Genomic DNA, 17,150 nt, shown 5'->3' with positions numbered 1-17,150 from the left:
TGCTTACCGTATCCGCATGGCGCGGACCACCCACACAGTGACCAATCAGCCCCCTCCCCTGGTGGGGTACGACGTCTTCACGGGCGACCGTGCCCTGGTCGAGGCGGTCGAACGGCACCTCGACCCGGGGCTGCTCGGGGAGGCGCGGGAGTCCCTCGCGCTGCTCGGCCGGGCGACGGGTTCGGAGCAGGTGCGGGAGTGGGGCGAGCAGGCGAACGAGAATCCGCCCCGGCTGCGGACCCACGACCGCTACGGCCACCGGGTCGACGAGGTCCGCTTCCATCCGGCCTGGCACCGGCTCCTGGGGCGTTCCGTATCGGCCGGGCTCACGGACGCGTGGGGCCGTCCGGGCGGGCACGTGCGGCGGGCCGCCGGGTTCCTGGTGGCGACGCAGGCGGAGGCGGGGCACGGCTGCCCGCTGTCGATGACGCACGCGTCCGTGCCCGCGCTGCGGATCGAGCCGGAGCTCGCCGAGGTGTGGGAGCCGGCGGCCCGCTCGCACGTGTACGAGCGGGCGCTGCTGCCCGTCGCGGAGAAGCCGGGCGCGCTGCTCGGGATGGCGATGACGGAGAAGCAGGGCGGCAGCGACGTCCGGGCGAACACCACGCAGGCGCGTCCGCTGGCGGCCGCGGGCGAGTACGTCCTGACCGGGCACAAGTGGTTCTGCTCGGCTCCGATGTCGGACGCCTTCCTGGTCCTGGCGCAGGCCCCGGCGGGCCTCACCTGCTTCCTGGTGCCCCGGGTGCTCGCGGACGGCTCGCGCAACGCCTTCGCGATCCAGCGCCTCAAGGACAAGCTGGGCAACCGGTCGAACGCCTCGGCCGAGGTCGAGTTCGACGGGACGACGTGGGCGCGCCGGATCGGCGAGGAGGGGCGCGGGGTTCGCTCGATCATGGGCATGGTGACGGCGACCCGGCTCGACTGCGTGCTCGGCTCGGCGGCGCTGATGCGGCAGGCGGTGGCGCAGGCCGTGCACCACTGCGCGTACCGGAACGCCTTCGGCGGGCCGCTGATCGAGAAGCCGTTGATGCGGAACGTGCTCGCGGACCTGGCCCTGGAGTCGGAGGCGGCGACGGCCCTGGGGATGCGGCTGGCGGCGGCCTACGACGCGGCGGAGGACGGCGGGGCGGACGCCGACCGGGAGCGGGCGCTGCTGCGGATCGCGGTGCCGGTGGCGAAGTACTGGGTGACCAAGCGGTGTACGCCGGTGGTGGCCGAGGCCCTGGAGTGCCTGGGCGGCAACGGGTACGTGGAGGAGTCGGGGATGCCCCGGCTGCTGCGGGAGTCGCCGCTCGACTCGGTCTGGGAGGGCTCGGGGAACGTGCAGGCCCTGGACGTGGTGCGGGTGCTGCGGACCGAGCCGCTCTCGCTCGACGCGTTCCTGCGGGAGGTGGGGGCGGCGCGGGGCGCGGACCACCGGTTCGACCGGGCGGTGCGGGAGCTGCTCGTCGAGCTGGCGGACCTGAGCGGGATCGAGGCGCGGGCGCGGCGGCTCGCGGAGCGGATGGCGCTCGTGCTCCAGGGCGCGCTGCTCGTGCGGTGGGCCCCGCCGGAGGTCGCGGACGCGTTCTGCGCGGCGCGGCTGGGCGGCGACGGCGGCGCGGCCTTCGGGACGCTGCCGCACACCCTGGACCTGCGGTCGGTGGTGGAGCGGGCGCGGGTGGAGGTGTAGAAGACGCCGGGGCCTGCGGCTCGTACGCCCGGGCCGGGCCCGTGGCCGGCGTACGGCCGGGCGTGGCGGAGGAGGCGGGCGCGCGGAAAAGCGGGGGTGGTGCTGCGCCGACACGGCACCACCCTCCGCTCGCACAAGCCTCGTCCAGGAGGGCGGGTGAGGGCGAGAGTTGCAAAGGGTTGCAGGATTACCCGAACCGGGTCTCGCCGGACGGTCCCGGGCGGCACGATGGGCACCGACGCTCCGGACGTCCGCCCCCGTGCGGAACTCCGGCCGTCTGCCCCTGTGCAGAACCGATACAGCACCCCGGGTGGCTGGGAGAGACCGATGAAGAACACGCAGCTCGACATGGGGCGGCTGGCCGCCATGGACGCCGCCCGGGCCGCCCGGCTGCTGCACCGGGTGCGCGAGGAGACGCTGGCGGGCCGGACGCCGCCGATCGCGCCCCGCCCGGTCATCGACGCGTCCTGGCAGCGGATGGCCCGGCTCGGCCTCGACCCCGACCGGGGCACGAACAGCGTGCTGCTCCGGCGCGACGAGCTGGAGGAGCGGCGCAGGACCACGCTCCTCGCCGAGGTCGTGCAGACGCTGACCGGCGGTCTCGCCGGGATCGCCGACGCCTCCCTCCAGATCATGGTGGTCACCGACGAGCACGGCCGGGTGCTGTGGCGCCAGGGGAACTCCGGGGTGCTGCGGCGGGCGAACGGCATCTGCCTGGAGGAGGGGGCGGCCTGGACCGAGCACACGACCGGCACCAACGCGGTCGGCACGGCGCTCGCCCTGGGCCGGGCGGTGCAGGTCCACTCCGCCGAGCACTACCTGCACACGCTGCACAACTGGACCTGCGCCGCCGCGCCCGTGCGCGATCCGCGCGACCGGCGGCTCCTGGGCATCCTCGACGTGAGCGGTCCGGCCTCCACCTTCCACCCGGCGATGCTGGCCCTGGTCCACTCGGTGGCGCAGCTCGCCGAGGCCGAGATGCGGGAGCGGCACCGCCGGTCGGTCGAGCGGCTGCGGTCGGTCGCCGCGCCGATCCTGTGCCGGGTGGGCGGCCGGGCCGTCGCGGTGGACGTCCACGGCTGGACGGCGGCGGTGACCGGGCTCGCGCCGGTGGACCGGATCCCGCTGCCCAAGTCCTTCCGCGCCGGACGGGTGTGGCTGCCCTCGCTCGGGACCTGCGCGGTGGAGCCGCTGCCGGGCGGCTGGCTGCTGCGGGTCGAGGAGGAGGCCGGGGCGGCCGGGGAGCCGGGCGCGGAGGCGGCGCAGCGGGTGGTCCTCGACCTGAGCCGGCCGCGCCGCTGGACGGTGTCCGTGTCCGGCCCCGCGGGCGGCTGGCAGCAGGAGCTCAGCCCCCGGCACGCCGAGCTGCTCTACGTCCTGGCGCTGCACCGGGGCGGGCGGACGGCGGCGGAGCTGGCGGAGGACGTGTTCGGGGACCGGACGAGGACGGTGACCGTGCGGGCCGAGATGTCCCGGGTGCGCCGGACCCTGGCGGGGGTCCTGGCCCACCGCCCGTACCGCTTCCGCGAGGAGGTGGCGGTGGAGGTCCTCCGTCCGGAACTCCCGGCGGACCTGCTGCCGCACTCGACGGCACCGGCGGTACGGGAGGGAGTACGGGGGTAGCCGGCGGGCGCGGGACGGGCGGCGGTACAGGCGCGGGACGGGCGGCGGTACGAGCCGGATCCCGGCCCCGGCGTCAGGCCCCTCGGCGTCACCGCCCCGGCGCCACGGGCTCCAGCGCCACCGCCTCCGGCGTCAGAGTCCTCGGCGTCAGGCCCCCCGGCGCCACGGCCCTCGGCGTCACCGCCCCGACACCACCGCCCCGGCGCCACGGGCCCGGACCGGGACGCACCCCTCCCTCCGTCCACCATGCGGACAGCCGTCTCCCCGGGAGCCTCCCCTCCCCGGGGCCGCCCTGCGCATCCCCCGCCCCGCATGATGCGATGGCCCCATGAGCATCACTCTCACCACCTGGTCCCTCGAACAGACCTCCCCGTCCGACCTGCGCCCCGCCGTCCCGCCGGAGGGCGACGACGTGGTGATCCGGCGCGCCGAGGTGCCGTCGGCGGAGTTCAGCCGCTTCCTCTACACCGCCGTCGGCGGCGACATCCGCTGGTCCGACCGCCTGTCCCTGACGTACAAGCAGTGGCAGGAGATCGTCGAGAAGCCGGGCGCCGAGATCTGGGTGGCGTACGAGAGGGGGACGCCGGCCGGGTACGTGGAGCTGGAGGCCCAGGCCGACGGCGTGGTCGAGATCGTCTACTTCGGCCTGATCCCGGCCTTCCGGGGGCGCCGGATCGGCGGCCACCTCCTGTCGTACGCGACGGCCCGCGCCTGGGACCTGGCCGACCGCTGGCCCGGCCGGGAGGCCACCGGGCGCGTCTGGCTGCACACCTGCTCGCTCGACGGCCCGCACGCCATGGCCAACTACGAGCGGCGCGGCTTCCGGCTGTTCGACACCAAGGTGGAGCAGGCCGAGGAGAGCGCGACGCCCGGCCCGTGGCCCGGCGCGTACGCCTGAGGCCGGTCGGCGAGGGGCCCCACCGGGCCCCTCGCACGTGACCCAGAACACATCGTCTCGACAAACGAGACGACAATGTCCATATCCTGGACGATGCTGGACTGGTTCCAAAGTCCCGTGACACGCTTCCGCCATGCCTGGAACTGGAATTGCCTTGGTGAGTCGGCGGCACGTCGACCTCGGCCGCATGTCCAGCGCCATCTGTCCGGCGCGCTGAGAGAACCAGCACCGCCGCGATCACCCTTTCCACCCGACTCTGCCCCACCCTGCTGCGCACTGCCGCGCCCCCCTCTGACCGAGCGCGAGTGTGCAGGTCAGAGCCGCCCTCTCGCAGTCCCGAAGGACGAAACGCCATGGCCGCCACCCCGGAAAACCCCACCCCCGCCGCCGCCCGCCGCAAGGCCGGACGTCACCGCGGCGAGGGTCAGTGGGCCGTGGGGCACTTCACCCCCCTCAACGGCAATGAGCAGTTCAAGAAGGACGACGACGGTCTCAATGTGCGGACACGCATTGAGACGGTCTACTCGAAGCGCGGCTTCGACTCCATCGACCCCAACGACCTGCGCGGACGCATGCGCTGGTGGGGCCTCTACACCCAGCGCAAGCAGGGTCTGGACGGCACCAAGACGGGCGTCCTGGAGCCGGAGGAGCTGGACGACGAGTACTTCATGCTCCGGGTCCGCATCGACGGCGGCCGGCTGACCACCGAGCAGCTGCGGGTCGTCGGCGAGATCTCCGAGGAGTTCGCCCGGGGCACCGCCGACATCACGGACCGGCAGAACGTCCAGTACCACTGGATCCGCATCGAGGACGTCCCCGAGATCTGGAACCGCCTGGAGGCGGTCGGCCTGTCCACCATCGAGGCCTGCGGCGACACCCCGCGCGTCATCCTCGGCTCCCCCGTGGCCGGCATCGCCGCCGACGAGATCATCGACGGCACGCCCGCCATCGACGAGATCCAGCGGCGCATCGTCGGCAACAAGGACTTCTCCAACCTGCCCCGCAAGTTCAAGTCGGCGGTCTCCGGCTCGCCGCTGCTCGACGTGGCGCACGAGATCAACGACATCGCCTTCGTCGGCGTCCGCCACCCGGAGCACGGCCCCGGCTTCGACGTGTGGGTCGGCGGCGGCCTCTCCACCAACCCCAAGCTCGGCGTCCGCCTCGGCGCCTGGGTCCCGCTCGACGAGGTGCCCGACGTGTACGAGGGCGTCATCTCGATCTTCCGCGACTACGGCTACCGCCGGCTGCGCAACCGCGCCCGTCTGAAGTTCCTCGTCGCCGACTGGGGCCCGGAGAAGTTCCGGCAGGTCCTGGAGGACGAGTACCTGAAGCGGAAGCTGACGGACGGCCCGGCCCCCCAGGACCCCGCAGGCCGCTGGCGCGACCACGTCGGCGTGCACCGGCAGAAGGACGGCCGGTTCTACGTCGGCTTCGCGCCCCGCGTCGGCCGCGTCGACGGCGCCACCCTGACGAAGATCGCCGAGGTCGCCGAGGCGCACGGCTCCGGCCGGGTCCGCACCACCGCCGAGCAGAAGATGCTCGTCCTCGACATCGAGGAGAACCAGGTCGACTCGCTGGTCTCCGCCCTGGAGTCGCTCGACCTGCGGGTCACCCCCTCGCCCTTCCGGCGCGGCACGATGGCCTGCACCGGCATCGAGTTCTGCAAGCTGGCGATCGTCGAGACCAAGGGCCGCGGCTCCTCGCTCATCGACGAACTGGAGCGCCGCGTCCCGGACTTCGACGAGCCGCTGACCATCAACATCAACGGCTGCCCGAACGCCTGCGCCCGCATCCAGGTCGCGGACATCGGCCTCAAGGGCCAGCTCGTCCTGGACGACGAGGGCAACCGCGTCGAGGGCTACCAGGTGCACCTGGGCGGCGCGCTCGGCCTGGAGGCCGGCTTCGGCCGCAAGGTCCGCGGCCTCAAGGTCACCGCGGCCGAGCTCCCCGACTACGTGGAGCGGGTCCTCAAGCGCTTCCGGGCGGAGCGCGAGACCGGCGAGCGCTTCGCGACCTGGGCGGCCCGCGCCTCCGAGGAGGCCCTGTCGTGAGCGACGCACGCGCGGCCACCGGGCCGCGGCCGACGACGAAAGCCGCCCCGCTGCGCCGCGCGGGCGGAGATGGGGGTACCCCCGGGCCGAAGGCCCAGGGGGAGATCGAGGAGGCACCGTGAGCGAGCGCGCCGCACCGTTCTTCTGCCCCTACTGCGGCGACGAGGACCTGCGTCCCCACGAGCAGGGCCACGGCGCCTGGGAATGCGCCGCGTGCAGCCGGGCCTTCCAGTTGAAGTTCCTGGGGCTGCTCGCCCCGGGGACTTCGGGCAGGACCTCTGGAGGGGAAGAGATATGACGCTCGCTCAGGACGTCACCGCGGCCGACCTCAAGGCACTCGCCGAACGGGCCGGCCGCGAGCTGGAGGACGCCTCCGCCACGGAGATCCTCCGCTGGGCCGTCGACACCTTCGGCGAGCGCTTCTGCGTCACCTCCTCCATGGAGGACGCGGTCGTCGCCCACCTCGCCTCCCGGGTCCGCCCCGGCGTGGACGTCGTCTTCCTCGACACGGGCTACCACTTCGAGGAGACCATCGGCACCCGCGACGCCGTGGACGCCGTCATGGACGTCAACGTCATCACCCTGACACCGCGCCTGTCCGTGGCCGAGCAGGACGCCGAGTACGGTCCCAAGCTGCACGACCGCGACCCCGACCGGTGCTGCGCGCTGCGCAAGGTCGCCCCCCTCGAAGAGGGCCTGACCGACTACCGCGCGTGGGCCACGGGACTGCGCCGCGACGAGTCACCGACCCGGGCGAACACCCCGGTCGTCGGCTGGGACGAGAAGCGCCGCAAGGTGAAGGTCTCGCCCATCGCCCGCTGGACCCAGGACGACGTCGACGCGTACGTCGCGGAGCACGGCGTCCTCACCAACCCGCTCCTCACGGACGGGTACGCCTCCGTCGGCTGCGCCCCCTGCACCCGCCGGGTCCTGGAGGGCGAGGACGCCCGCGCCGGACGCTGGGCGGGCCGCGCCAAGACCGAGTGCGGGCTGCACGGCTGATGACCACGACCCCCCGACCCCCTTCAGAGACCTCCCGGGAGAACCACGTGACCGGTGCCACCATCTGGCTCACCGGCCTGCCGAGCGCCGGCAAGACGACCATCGCGTACGAGCTGGCCGGACGGCTGCGCGGCGAGGGCCACCGCGTCGAGGTCCTCGACGGCGACGAGATCCGCGAGTTCCTCTCGGCGGGCCTCGGCTTCACCCGCGAGGACCGGCACACCAACGTGCAGCGGATCGGCTTCGTCGCCGAGCTGCTCGCCTCGCACGGCGTGAAGGTCCTGGTGCCGGTCATCGCCCCGTACGCCGACAGCCGCGAGGCCGTCCGCAAGCGCCACCACGCCGGGGGCACCGCCTTCGTCGAGGTGCACGTGGCCACCCCCGTCGAGGTCTGCTCCGTCCGCGACGTGAAGGGCCTGTACGCCAAGCAGGCGGCGGGCGAGATCAGCGGCCTCACCGGGGTCGACGACCCCTACGAGGCCCCCGAGACGCCCGACCTGCGGATCGAGTCCCAGAACCAGACCGTGCAGGAGTCCGCGGCGCAGCTCCACGCGCTGCTCACCGAGAAGGGTCTGCTGTGACCACTGTCGCCCACGTCCACGACACGACCGACGGCTCGTTCGCGCTGTCGCACCTGGACTCCCTGGAGTCCGAGGCGGTGCACATCTTCCGCGAGGTGGCGGGGGAGTTCGAGCGGCCGGTGATCCTCTTCTCCGGCGGCAAGGACTCCATCGTCATGCTGCACCTGGCGCTGAAGGCGTTCGCGCCGGCGCCGGTGCCGTTCACGCTGCTCCACGTCGACACCGGGCACAACTTCCCCGAGGTCATCGAGTACCGCGACCGCACGGTCGAGCGGCACGGCCTGCGGCTGCACGTCGCCTCCGTGCAGGAGTACATCGATGCCGGAAAGCTCCGCGAGCGCCCCGACGGCACCCGCAACCCGCTCCAGACCGTCCCGCTGACCGAGGCGATCCAGCGGCACCGCTTCGACGCCGTCTTCGGCGGCGGGCGCCGCGACGAGGAGAAGGCCCGCGCCAAGGAGCGGGTGTTCAGCCTCCGCGACGAGTTCTCGCAGTGGGACCCGCGCCGCCAGCGCCCCGAGCTGTGGCAGCTCTACAACGGCCGCCATGCCCCCGGCGAGCACGTCCGCGTCTTCCCGCTCTCCAACTGGACCGAGCTGGACGTCTGGCAGTACATCCAGCGCGAGGGGATCGAGCTCCCGGAGATCTACTTCGCGCACGAGCGCGAGGTGTTCGCCCGCGCCGGCATGTGGCTGACGGCCGGCGAGTGGGGCGGCCCCAAGGAGTCCGAGACGGTCGAGACGCGGCTGATCCGCTACCGCACCGTGGGTGACATGTCCTGCACCGGCGCCGTCGACTCCGACGCCACCACGCTGGACGCCGTCATCGCCGAGATCGCCGCCTCCCGGCTCACCGAGCGGGGCGCCACCCGCGCCGACGACAAGATGTCCGAGGCCGCGATGGAAGACCGCAAGCGCGAAGGGTACTTCTAATGAGCACGTCCACCGAGCAGCCGGCCGACCTGGCGGCGGCCACCACCCTGCTGCGCTTCGCGACCGCCGGTTCCGTCGACGACGGCAAGTCCACCCTGGTGGGCCGGCTCCTGCACGACTCCAAGTCGGTCCTCGCCGACCAGCTGGAGGCCGTGGAGCACGCCTCGCGCTCCCGCGGCCAGGAGGCGCCCGACCTGGCGCTGCTCACCGACGGCCTGCGGGCCGAGCGCGAGCAGGGCATCACCATCGACGTGGCCTACCGCTACTTCGCCACCGCCCGGCGCCGGTTCATCCTCGCCGACACCCCCGGGCACGTGCAGTACACCCGGAACATGGTCACCGGCGCCTCGACCGCCGAGCTGGCCGTGGTCCTGGTCGACGCCCGCAACGGCGTCGTGGAGCAGACCCGCCGGCACGCCGCCGTCGCCGCCCTGCTCCGCGTCCCGCACGTGGTCCTGGCCGTGAACAAGATGGACCTGGTCGACTACGCGGAGCCCGTCTTCGCCGCCATCGCCGAGGAGTTCACCACGTACGCCTCCGAGCTGGGCGTCCCGGAGATCACGGCCATCCCGATCTCGGCGCTCGCCGGCGACAACGTCGTGGAGCCGTCGGCGAACATGGACTGGTACGGCGGCCCGACGGTCCTGGAGCACCTGGAGACGGTCCCGGTCAGCCACGACCTGACGGCCTGCCACGCCCGCTTCCCCGTGCAGTACGTGATCCGGCCGCAGACCGCCGAGCACCCCGACTACCGGGGCTACGCCGGTCAGATCGCCGCCGGGGCCTTCCGGGTCGGCGAGGAGGTCACCGTGCTGCCGTCCGGGAAGACCTCCACGATCACCGCGATCGACGCGCTCGGCGCGTCCGTGGACATCGCGTGGGCGCCGCAGTCGGTGACGATCCGGCTGGCGGACGACATCGACATCTCGCGCGGCGACCTGCTCGCCCCGGCCGGTGACGCCCCGGCCACCAGCCAGGACGTCGAGGCGACCGTCTGCCACGTGGCGGACCGGCCGCTCGCGGTCGGCCAGCGGGTCCTGCTCAAGCACACCACCCGCACGGTCAAGGCGATCGTCAAGGACATCCCCTCGCGGCTGACCCTGGACGACCTCTCCCAGCACCCGGCCCCCGGGCAGCTGGTCGCCAACGACATCGGCCGGGTCGTGGTCCGCACCGCCGAGCCGCTCGCGCTCGACGCCTACGCGGACTCCCGCCGCACCGGTTCGTTCCTGCTGATCGACCCGGCGGACGGCACCACGCTCGCGGCCGGCATGGCGGGCGAGTCCTTCGCCACCGCCAAGGCCGTCGCGGTCGTCGACGACGAGGAGGGTTGGGACTTCTGATGGACCAGAACGTCTACGCCACTTTCGCGAAGGAGGGTGGCCGCGTCGGCAGCGGCACCCTCGGCAGCGGCCAGGGAGGGGTGGCGCGATGTGCGCGATGACGTACGCGCACCGCATGCGCGCCCACACCCCCCACGAGCCGTACCCGCCCCTGCTCCACCGCCGAAGACGTGCGTCATGAGACCACGTGCCGAGAGGAACGCCTCCCGTGTCTGCCAACGGAAACGCCCGCACCACGAGTAAGACCCCGCGCCGCGGCGTCGTCGCCGCCGCCGCCCTGCCCCTGCTGATCGGCGCGCTCGCCTCGTGCGGCTACGGCTCCGACGCGAAGAAGGACGAGTCCGCCGACAAGAAGGCCCCGGTCGCGGCCGACGCGAAGAAGCTCTCCGCCTCCGAGGTGCGGATCGGCTACTTCCCGAACCTGACGCACGCCACCGCGCTGATCGGCGTCCAGGACGGCCTCATCCAGAAGGAGCTGGGCGCCACCACGCTGAAGCCCCAGACCTTCAACGCCGGCCCCTCCGAGATCGAGGCGCTCAACGGCGGCTCCCTCGACATCGGCTTCATCGGCCCCTCGCCCTCCATCAACGCGTACGTCAAGTCCAAGGGCCAGAACCTGCGGATCGTCTCCGGCTCCGCCTCCGGCGGCGTGAAGCTGGTCGTGAACCCGGCGAAGATCAAGACCCTGGACGACCTCAAGGGCAAGAAGATCGCCACCCCGCAGAAGGGGAACACGCAGGACGTCGCGCTCCTCAACTGGATCTCCGAGAAGGGCTGGAAGGTCGACCCGGAGTCCGGCAAGGGTGACGTCTCGGTCGTCCGCACGGACAACAAGGTCACCCCGGACGCCTTCAAGTCCGGTTCGATCGACGGCGCGTGGGTGCCGGAGCCGACCGCGTCCAAGCTGGTCTCCCAGGGCGGATCCGTCCTCCTCGACGAGACCACGCTGTGGCCCGACAAGAAGTTCGTGATCACGAACATCATCGTGTCGCAGAAGTTCCTCGCGGAGCACCCGGACGTCGTCGAGGCCGTCCTCAGGGGGACGGTGAAGACCAACGAGTGGATCAACGCCAATCCGGACAAGGCCAAGGAGTCGGCCAACGCGGCGCTGAAGGCGGAGACCGGCAAGCCCCTGGCCGCCAAGGTCATCGACCCGGCGTGGCCCAGCATCGCGATCACCGACGACCCGCTGGCCTCGACGCTGAAGACCCAGTCCGAGTGGGCCGTCAAGGCCGGGCTCATCAAGCAGCCCGACCTGGCCGGCATCTACGACCTGACGCTCCTCAACAAGGTGCTGAAGGCCGCCGGCAAGCCCGAGGTCTCCGACGCCGGCCTCGGCGCCAAGTAACCGCCGGCGCATCCACGAACCCCAGGAGGTGACGACCATGGCCACGACGCTCGCCAAGGCGGCCGAGGGCACGGCTGCGGAGCGGACGCACGCAGCCCGGATCGAGCACGTCTCGAAGTCCTTCACCGGCCCGGCCGGTACCCAGCTCGTCCTGGACGACGTCAGCCTCGACGTCGCGCCCGGCGAGTTCGTCACCCTCCTGGGGGCCTCGGGGTGTGGCAAGTCCACGCTCCTGAACCTGGTCGCGGGCCTCGACCGGCCGACCCAGGGGTCCATCGCGACCCCGGGCGGCCGGCCGGCCCTGATGTTCCAGGAGCACGCCCTCTTCCCGTGGCTGACCGCGGGCAAGAACATCGAACTCGCCCTGCGGCTGCGCGGGGTGCCCCGGGCCGAGCGCAGGACGGAGGCCGAGCGGCTGCTCGAACTCGTCCGGCTCGGCGGCGCGTACGGCAAGCGGGTGCACGAGCTGTCCGGCGGCATGCGGCAGCGGGTGGCCCTCGCCCGGGCGCTCGCCCAGGACAGCCAGCTCCTGCTGATGGACGAGCCGTTCGCCGCCCTGGACGCCATCACGCGCGACGTGCTGCACGGCGAGCTGACCCGCATCTGGGAGGAGACCAGCCTCTCCGTCCTCTTCGTCACCCACAACGTGCGCGAGGCCGTCCGCCTCGCCCAGCGCGTGGTCCTGCTCTCCTCCCGGCCCGGCCGGGTGGCCAAGGAGTGGACCGTGGACATCCCGCAGCCGCGCCGCATCGAGGACGCGAACGTGGCCGAGCTGTCCGTCGAGATCACTGAACACCTGCGTGGGGAGATCCGCCGCCATGGCCAGCACTGACACCGCCCCGAAGGCCAAGGCGGACGACCTCGCCGGCCTGGAGGCCGGGCTCGACGCCCTGGACGCGGTCGAGATCCGCCGCACCCCGGTCCGCGAGGTCCTCGTCAAGAAGGTCCTCCCGCCCACCCTCGCCGTCACCCTGGTCCTCGCCGTCTGGCAGGTCCTCGTCTCCGCGGGGATCACCGAGGAGACCAAGCTGCCCGCGCCGTCCGCGGTGTGGGACGGCCTGGCCGACATGTGGCTCCAGGGCACCCTCCTGGAGGTCATCTGGACCAGCGTGTCCCGGGGCCTGGCGGGCTTCCTGCTCGCCCTCGCCATCGGCACCCCGCTGGGCCTGCTCGTGGCCCGGGTGAAGTTCGTGCGCGCCGCGATCGGCCCGATCCTGTCCGGTCTCCAGTCGCTGCCGTCGGTGGCGTGGGTGCCGCCGGCCGTGCTCTGGTTCGGCCTGAACGACGCGATGATGTTCACCGTCATCCTGCTCGGCGCCGTCCCGTCCATCGCCAACGGCCTGGTCTCCGGCGTGGACCAGGTCCCGCCGCTGTTCCTGCGGGCCGGCCGCACCATGGGCGCCACCGGTCTCAAGGGCACCTGGCACGTGGTCCTGCCGGCCGCGCTGCCCGGCTACCTGGCGGGCCTGAAGCAGGGCTGGGCGTTCTCCTGGCGCTCGCTGATGGCCGCGGAGATCATCGCCTCCTCCCCCGACCTGGGCCTCGGCCTGGGCCAGCTCCTGGAGAACGGCCGCAACAACATCGACCTGCCCGGCGTGTTCCTGGCGATCCTGCTGATCCTGATCGTCGGCATCGCGATCGACCTGCTGATCTTCAGCCCGCTGGAGCGGTGGGTGCTCCGCAGCCGCGGCCTGCTCGTGAAGTGAAGTGAGCCGAACCACCATGAACCACCCCCCCGTCCTCCTCGTGATCGCCCACGGCAGCCGCGACCCGCGGCACGCGGCCACCGTCCAGGCGCTGGTGCGCCGGGCCGGCGCGCTGCGGCCGGGGCTGCGCGCGGAGACGGCGTTCCTGGACTTCAACCTGCCGTCGGTGACGGGGGTCCTGGACCGGCTCGCCGCCGAGGGGGTGCGGGACGTGGTGGCGCTGCCGCTGCTCCTGACCCGCGCCTTCCACGCGAAGGCGGACGTGCCGGCCGTCCTGCGGCAGGCCCCCGCCTCGCTGCGGATCCGGCAGGCGGAGGTCCTGGGCCCGTCGCCGCTGCTCGTCGCGGCGGTGGAACGGCGGCTGTACGAGGCCGGGCTCGCGCCCGGCGACAAGAGCGCGACCGGGGTCGTCCTGGCCTCGGCGGGCTCCACCGACCCGGAGGCGATCGCGGTGATCGCAGAAACGGCGCGGGAGCTGCGGCGCACCGGTTGGTGCTCCGTGCGGCCCGCGTTCGCCTCCGCATCCCTTCCCCGTACGGAGGACGCCGTACGGGCCCTGCGCGCCGAGCCGGGCGTCCGGCGGGTGGCGGTCGCCCCGTACGTGATCGCGCCGGGGCGCCTCCCGGACCGGATCGCCGCGGGCGCGGCGGAGGCGGACGTCCTGGCGGACGTCCTCGGCCCCTCGCCCGAGCTGGCCCGGCTGCTGCTCGCCCGGTACGACGGGGCGGCGCGGGCGGCCGGGCGCGAGCGGGTGACGGCGGCGGCCGTCTGAGCCACCCCGGCCCGTGAGCGGGCCCTGCGTCCGGCCCATGAGCGCGCCGCCACCCGGCCCGTGAACGGGGCTCGTCGTCCGGCCCGTGAACGGAGCCTGTCACCCGGCCCGTGGGCGGGGCTCGTCGTCCGGCCCGTGAGCAGGGCCCTTCGCCCAGCCCATGAGCAGGACCCGTCACCCGGCCCGTGAGCAGGACCCGTCGCCCGGCCCGTGGGCGGTCCGTCATCCGGTCACGAACTTTCGCGACACCTCCTCCCCCGCCGCATCCGCCGCCCCCCGATGGGCCGAATGCAGCACGGGGCCACGCATCGCCCCCGTTCCCGGGTACACCCACCGGGACCGCTGCCGAGGTGACGTGAGGGAGGTGACGGACGCCCGTGGACACCGGCACCGAGGTGGTCGTCGTCGGGGGCGGCGCGGCCGGGCTCTCCCTCGCGTGGCGGCTGCTCGCGCCCCCGGACGGCGTCCCCGCCCCCCGCGTCACCCTCGTCGAGGCCCCGCCGGGCCCGCTGCGGCCCCCGGAGCGCACCTGGTGCTTCTGGGAGGCGGGGCCCGGCGCGTACGACCCGTTCCTGACCGCGAGTTGGGGCGGGCTCCGGGTGCGGGGCCCCGACGGGTCGGGGCCCGTGCGGCCCCTCGGCGGCCTGCGCTACAAGATGCTGCGCTCCGGCGGGTTCGAGCGGGGCCTGCGGCCGGGGCTCGCCGGGCTGCGCCGGGTCGAGGCCGTCGTGGAGGAGGTGGCCGACGGGCCGGACGGCGCCGTCGTGGTCTGCCGCGCGGCCGACGGGACCGTCTCCCGGCTCACGGCCCGCTGGGTCTTCGACTCCCGGCCGCCCGCCGCCGCGCCGCCCGCCCGCACCGCCCTGCTCCAGCACTTCCGGGGCTGGTTCGTGCGGACCGGGCGGCCGGTGTTCGCGCCGGACGTCGTCGAGCTGATGGACTTCCGCACGCCCCAGCCCGCGCACGGCCTCTCCTTCGGCTACGTGCTGCCCACGAGCCCGTACGAGGCGCTCGTCGAGTACACCGAGTTCGGCCGGGCCCCGCTGACGCCCGCCGCCTACGACCGGGCCCTGGCCCGGTACACCCGGGACGTGCTGCGGCTCGGCCCCTTCCGGGTGCTCGACACCGAGCAGGGGGCCATCCCGATGAGCGACGGCCGCCACCCCCGCGAGGCCGGCCGGCACGTCTTCCGGATCGGGGCGGCGGGCGGGGCCGTCCGCCCCTCCACCGGGTACGCCTTCGCGGCGATCCAGCGGCAGGCCCGGGCCGTCGCGGACGCCCTGCACCGGGGCCGCCGCCCGGTGCCCCCGTCCGCGTACTCCTCCCGGGCGCTCGCGATGGACTCCGTCCTGCTGCGCGGCCTCGACACCGGGCGGATCGACGGCCCGGCCTTCTTCACCGGGCTCTTCGCCCGCGTCCCCTGCGAGCGCCTGCTCCGCTTCCTGGACGGTGCCACCGGCCCGGCCGAGGAGTTCTCCATCGGGCTGCGCACGCCCGTCCCCGCCATGCTCCGCACGGCGGCCGAAGTCCCCCTACTCCCCCGGCGCCCCCGCCCGGGACCGCACCAGGAGGCCCCCGATGACCGGTCGTGAACGCTCCTCCGCCCCGGAGCGGCCCCCGGTGCCGCGCCGCGGCCGTGACCGCCGGGCGGCCGTCCTGCCCGCGCGCCCCGGACGGGACCGGGCGGACCGGGACGGGCCGCGCTGCGCGGTCGTCGGGGGCGGGATCGCGGGCATCGCCGCCGCGACCGTCCTCGCGGAGCGCGGGGTCCGCGTCACCCTGTACGAGCGCGAGGCGTCGCTCGGCGGCCGGCTGGCCGGGTGGCCCGTGGAGCTGGCGGACGGCTCCGCCGCGACGATGAGCCGCGGCTTCCACGCCTTCTTCCGCCAGTACTACAACCTGCGCGGGCTGCTGCGGCGGGTCGATCCGGGCCTGGAGCGGCTGCGACCGCTGCCCGACTACCCCCTGCTGCACGGCTCCGGCCTGTACGACAGCTTCGCGCGCGTGCCCCGCACGCCGCCGTGGAGCGCCGTGGGCTTCGCCGCGCTCAGCCCCTCCTTCGGCGCGCGGGACCTGGCCCGGATGAACCCCCGGGCCGCGCTGCCCCTCCTGGACGTGCGCCTGCCCGGCGTCCACCGGCGGTACGACGACGTCAGCGCGCGGGAGCTGCTCGACCGGATCCGGTTCCCGGAGAAGGCCCGGCACCTCGCGTTCGAGGTCTTCTCCCGCAGCTTCTTCGCCGACCCCGGGGAGCTGTCGGCGGCCGAACTGGCCCTGATGTTCCACATCTACTTCCTGGGCTCCTCCGAGGGGCTGCTCTTCGACGTGCCCGACGAGCCCTATCCGCAGGCCCTGTGGGAGCCCCTCGCCCGTTATCTGGAGGGCCACGGCGTCGACATCCGGGCCGGCGCCCCCGTCGTCCGGATCGACTCCTCGCCGGGCGGGGGCCACCTGGTGCACGGCCCGAGCGGCACGGAGCGCGTCGACGCGCTGGTCCTCGCGCTCGACACCGCCGGGCTCCGGGCGGTCGCGGCGGCCTCGCCCTCGCTGTGCGACGAGGCCTGGCGCGCCCGGGTCGCCGCGCTGCGCACGGCCCCGCCGTTCCTGGTCACCCGGCTCTGGCTGGACCGTCCCGTCGCCCCGGACCGGCCCGGTTTCCTCGGGACCGGCGGCTACGGCCCGCTGGACAACATCAGCGTCCTCGACCGGTGGGAGGGCGAGGCCGCCCGCTGGGCCGGGAAGACCGGCGGTTCCGTGGTCGAGCTGCACGCCTACGCGGCGGACGCGGCGGCGGGTCCGGAACCGGTCGCGCGGGAGCTGGTCGAGCAGCTCCACCGCGTGTACCCGGAGACGGCGGCCGCGCGGATCGTCGACCGGCGCGACGAGTGGCGGGACGACTGCCCGCTCTTCGCCGTCGGGGGCCGCGCGGACCGGCCGTCGGTGGACACCCCCGACCCCACCGTCACCGTCGCCGGTGACCTGGTCCGCACCGACCTGCCGGTGGCGCTGATGGAACGGGCCGCCACCACGGGCTTCCTGGCCGCCAACGCGCACCTGTGGCGCTGGGGACTGCGGGGCCAGACGCTGTGGACGGTGCCCCGGCGGGGCCGGTCGGCGGTCCTGAGGGCGGCGGCCCGGGCGTACGGGGAGTACTGAGCCGGCGGCCCGGGCGTACGGGGGTGCCGGACCGGCTCCCGTACGAGCGGTCCCGGGCCCGCCGCC

General features: G+C 74.0%; 16 protein-coding genes. All 16 read left to right on the top strand.

Translation table 11 applies throughout. The annotated features are described in order from the left end of the window. Positions 1 to 16: 16 nt before the first annotated feature. The gene (locus ACIQKA_RS27930) at positions 17 to 1,672 is read left to right on the top strand and encodes an acyl-CoA dehydrogenase family protein (protein WP_402542759.1); all 1,656 of its coding nucleotides are present in this window, start codon (positions 17 to 19) and stop codon (positions 1,670 to 1,672) included. A gap of 327 nt (positions 1,673 to 1,999) precedes the next feature. Then, entirely contained in the window at positions 2,000 to 3,295 is a 1,296-nt protein-coding gene (locus ACIQKA_RS27925; protein ID WP_383444353.1) for a GAF domain-containing protein, read from the top strand. 328 nt (positions 3,296 to 3,623) lie between these two features. Next, positions 3,624 to 4,193, top strand: coding sequence for a GNAT family N-acetyltransferase (locus tag ACIQKA_RS27920; RefSeq protein ID WP_383150987.1), 570 nt, complete (start codon positions 3,624 to 3,626; stop codon positions 4,191 to 4,193). 133 nt (positions 4,194 to 4,326) lie between these two features. Beyond that, entirely contained in the window at positions 4,327 to 4,410 is an 84-nt protein-coding gene (locus tag ACIQKA_RS27915; RefSeq protein WP_310887545.1) for a putative leader peptide, read from the top strand. A 136-nt stretch (positions 4,411 to 4,546) separates the two neighbouring features. Beyond that, a complete protein-coding gene (locus ACIQKA_RS27910) occupies positions 4,547 to 6,244 on the top strand; it encodes a nitrite/sulfite reductase (RefSeq protein WP_402542758.1) in 1,698 nt (565 codons plus the stop codon). Positions 6,245 to 6,362: 118 nt separating this feature from the next. Further along, on the top strand, positions 6,363 to 6,542 hold the full coding sequence (locus tag ACIQKA_RS27905; protein ID WP_383150985.1) for a hypothetical protein: 180 nt from the start codon (positions 6,363 to 6,365) through the stop codon (positions 6,540 to 6,542). Beyond that, positions 6,539 to 7,246 carry a phosphoadenylyl-sulfate reductase gene (locus ACIQKA_RS27900; protein ID WP_383150984.1) on the top strand — a complete coding sequence of 236 codons (708 nt, stop codon included), beginning with the start codon at positions 6,539 to 6,541 and terminating at the stop codon, positions 7,244 to 7,246. The genes ACIQKA_RS27905 and ACIQKA_RS27900 overlap by 4 nt, the downstream gene beginning before the upstream one ends. Then, positions 7,246 to 7,827, top strand: a complete 582-nt coding sequence (cysC, locus tag ACIQKA_RS27895; protein ID WP_383150983.1) for an adenylyl-sulfate kinase — start codon at positions 7,246 to 7,248, stop codon at positions 7,825 to 7,827. The genes ACIQKA_RS27900 and cysC overlap by 1 nt, the downstream gene beginning before the upstream one ends. Beyond that, positions 7,824 to 8,759, top strand: a complete 936-nt coding sequence (gene cysD / locus ACIQKA_RS27890; RefSeq protein ID WP_383150982.1) for a sulfate adenylyltransferase subunit CysD — start codon at positions 7,824 to 7,826, stop codon at positions 8,757 to 8,759. The genes cysC and cysD overlap by 4 nt, the downstream gene beginning before the upstream one ends. After that, the gene (locus tag ACIQKA_RS27885; protein ID WP_402542757.1) at positions 8,759 to 10,102 is read left to right on the top strand and encodes a sulfate adenylyltransferase subunit 1; all 1,344 of its coding nucleotides are present in this window, start codon (positions 8,759 to 8,761) and stop codon (positions 10,100 to 10,102) included. The genes cysD and ACIQKA_RS27885 overlap by 1 nt, the downstream gene beginning before the upstream one ends. A 208-nt stretch (positions 10,103 to 10,310) precedes the next feature. Then, on the top strand, positions 10,311 to 11,450 hold the full coding sequence (locus tag ACIQKA_RS27880; RefSeq protein ID WP_391096335.1) for an aliphatic sulfonate ABC transporter substrate-binding protein: 1,140 nt from the start codon (positions 10,311 to 10,313) through the stop codon (positions 11,448 to 11,450). A gap of 37 nt (positions 11,451 to 11,487) precedes the next feature. Further along, positions 11,488 to 12,282: an ABC transporter ATP-binding protein gene (locus ACIQKA_RS27875; protein ID WP_383150979.1), complete on the top strand. Its 795-nt coding sequence runs from the start codon at positions 11,488 to 11,490 to the stop codon at positions 12,280 to 12,282. Then, positions 12,269 to 13,156 (top strand): ABC transporter permease, encoded by an 888-nt coding sequence (locus ACIQKA_RS27870; protein ID WP_381400073.1) that lies wholly within the window; start codon positions 12,269 to 12,271, stop codon positions 13,154 to 13,156. The genes ACIQKA_RS27875 and ACIQKA_RS27870 overlap by 14 nt, the downstream gene beginning before the upstream one ends. A 16-nt stretch (positions 13,157 to 13,172) precedes the next feature. Beyond that, positions 13,173 to 13,928 carry a sirohydrochlorin chelatase gene (locus ACIQKA_RS27865; RefSeq protein ID WP_383150978.1) on the top strand — a complete coding sequence of 252 codons (756 nt, stop codon included), beginning with the start codon at positions 13,173 to 13,175 and terminating at the stop codon, positions 13,926 to 13,928. Between the two features lie 377 nt (positions 13,929 to 14,305). Beyond that, the gene (locus tag ACIQKA_RS27860) at positions 14,306 to 15,520 is read left to right on the top strand and encodes a lycopene cyclase family protein (protein ID WP_383150977.1); all 1,215 of its coding nucleotides are present in this window, start codon (positions 14,306 to 14,308) and stop codon (positions 15,518 to 15,520) included. Then, the gene (locus ACIQKA_RS27855) at positions 15,507 to 17,084 is read left to right on the top strand and encodes an FAD-dependent oxidoreductase (protein ID WP_383432572.1); all 1,578 of its coding nucleotides are present in this window, start codon (positions 15,507 to 15,509) and stop codon (positions 17,082 to 17,084) included. The genes ACIQKA_RS27860 and ACIQKA_RS27855 overlap by 14 nt, the downstream gene beginning before the upstream one ends. The last annotated feature ends 66 nt before the right edge of the window (positions 17,085 to 17,150 follow it).

It is taken from the genome of Streptomyces sp. NPDC092045, from assembly GCF_044756005.1.
Classification (GTDB): domain Bacteria; phylum Actinomycetota; class Actinomycetes; order Streptomycetales; family Streptomycetaceae; genus Streptomyces.
The sequence above is the reverse complement of the archived record's forward strand: the minus strand, read 5'-3'. Positions and strand labels throughout refer to the sequence as shown.

Coding starts and splice junctions, on each gene's coding strand:
- ACIQKA_RS27855 (WP_383432572.1), top strand. CDS start 15,507: ATGACCGGTCGTGAACGCTCCTCCGCCCCGGAGCGGCCCCCGGTGCCG.
- ACIQKA_RS27910 (WP_402542758.1), top strand. CDS start 4,547: ATGGCCGCCACCCCGGAAAACCCCACCCCCGCCGCCGCCCGCCGCAAG.
- cysC (WP_383150983.1), top strand. CDS start 7,246: ATGACCACGACCCCCCGACCCCCTTCAGAGACCTCCCGGGAGAACCAC.
- ACIQKA_RS27870 (WP_381400073.1), top strand. CDS start 12,269: ATGGCCAGCACTGACACCGCCCCGAAGGCCAAGGCGGACGACCTCGCC.
- ACIQKA_RS27930 (WP_402542759.1), top strand. CDS start 17: ATGGCGCGGACCACCCACACAGTGACCAATCAGCCCCCTCCCCTGGTG.
- ACIQKA_RS27915 (WP_310887545.1), top strand. CDS start 4,327: ATGCCTGGAACTGGAATTGCCTTGGTGAGTCGGCGGCACGTCGACCTC.
- ACIQKA_RS27920 (WP_383150987.1), top strand. CDS start 3,624: ATGAGCATCACTCTCACCACCTGGTCCCTCGAACAGACCTCCCCGTCC.
- ACIQKA_RS27900 (WP_383150984.1), top strand. CDS start 6,539: ATGACGCTCGCTCAGGACGTCACCGCGGCCGACCTCAAGGCACTCGCC.
- ACIQKA_RS27865 (WP_383150978.1), top strand. CDS start 13,173: ATGAACCACCCCCCCGTCCTCCTCGTGATCGCCCACGGCAGCCGCGAC.
- ACIQKA_RS27925 (WP_383444353.1), top strand. CDS start 2,000: ATGAAGAACACGCAGCTCGACATGGGGCGGCTGGCCGCCATGGACGCC.
- ACIQKA_RS27885 (WP_402542757.1), top strand. CDS start 8,759: ATGAGCACGTCCACCGAGCAGCCGGCCGACCTGGCGGCGGCCACCACC.
- ACIQKA_RS27875 (WP_383150979.1), top strand. CDS start 11,488: ATGGCCACGACGCTCGCCAAGGCGGCCGAGGGCACGGCTGCGGAGCGG.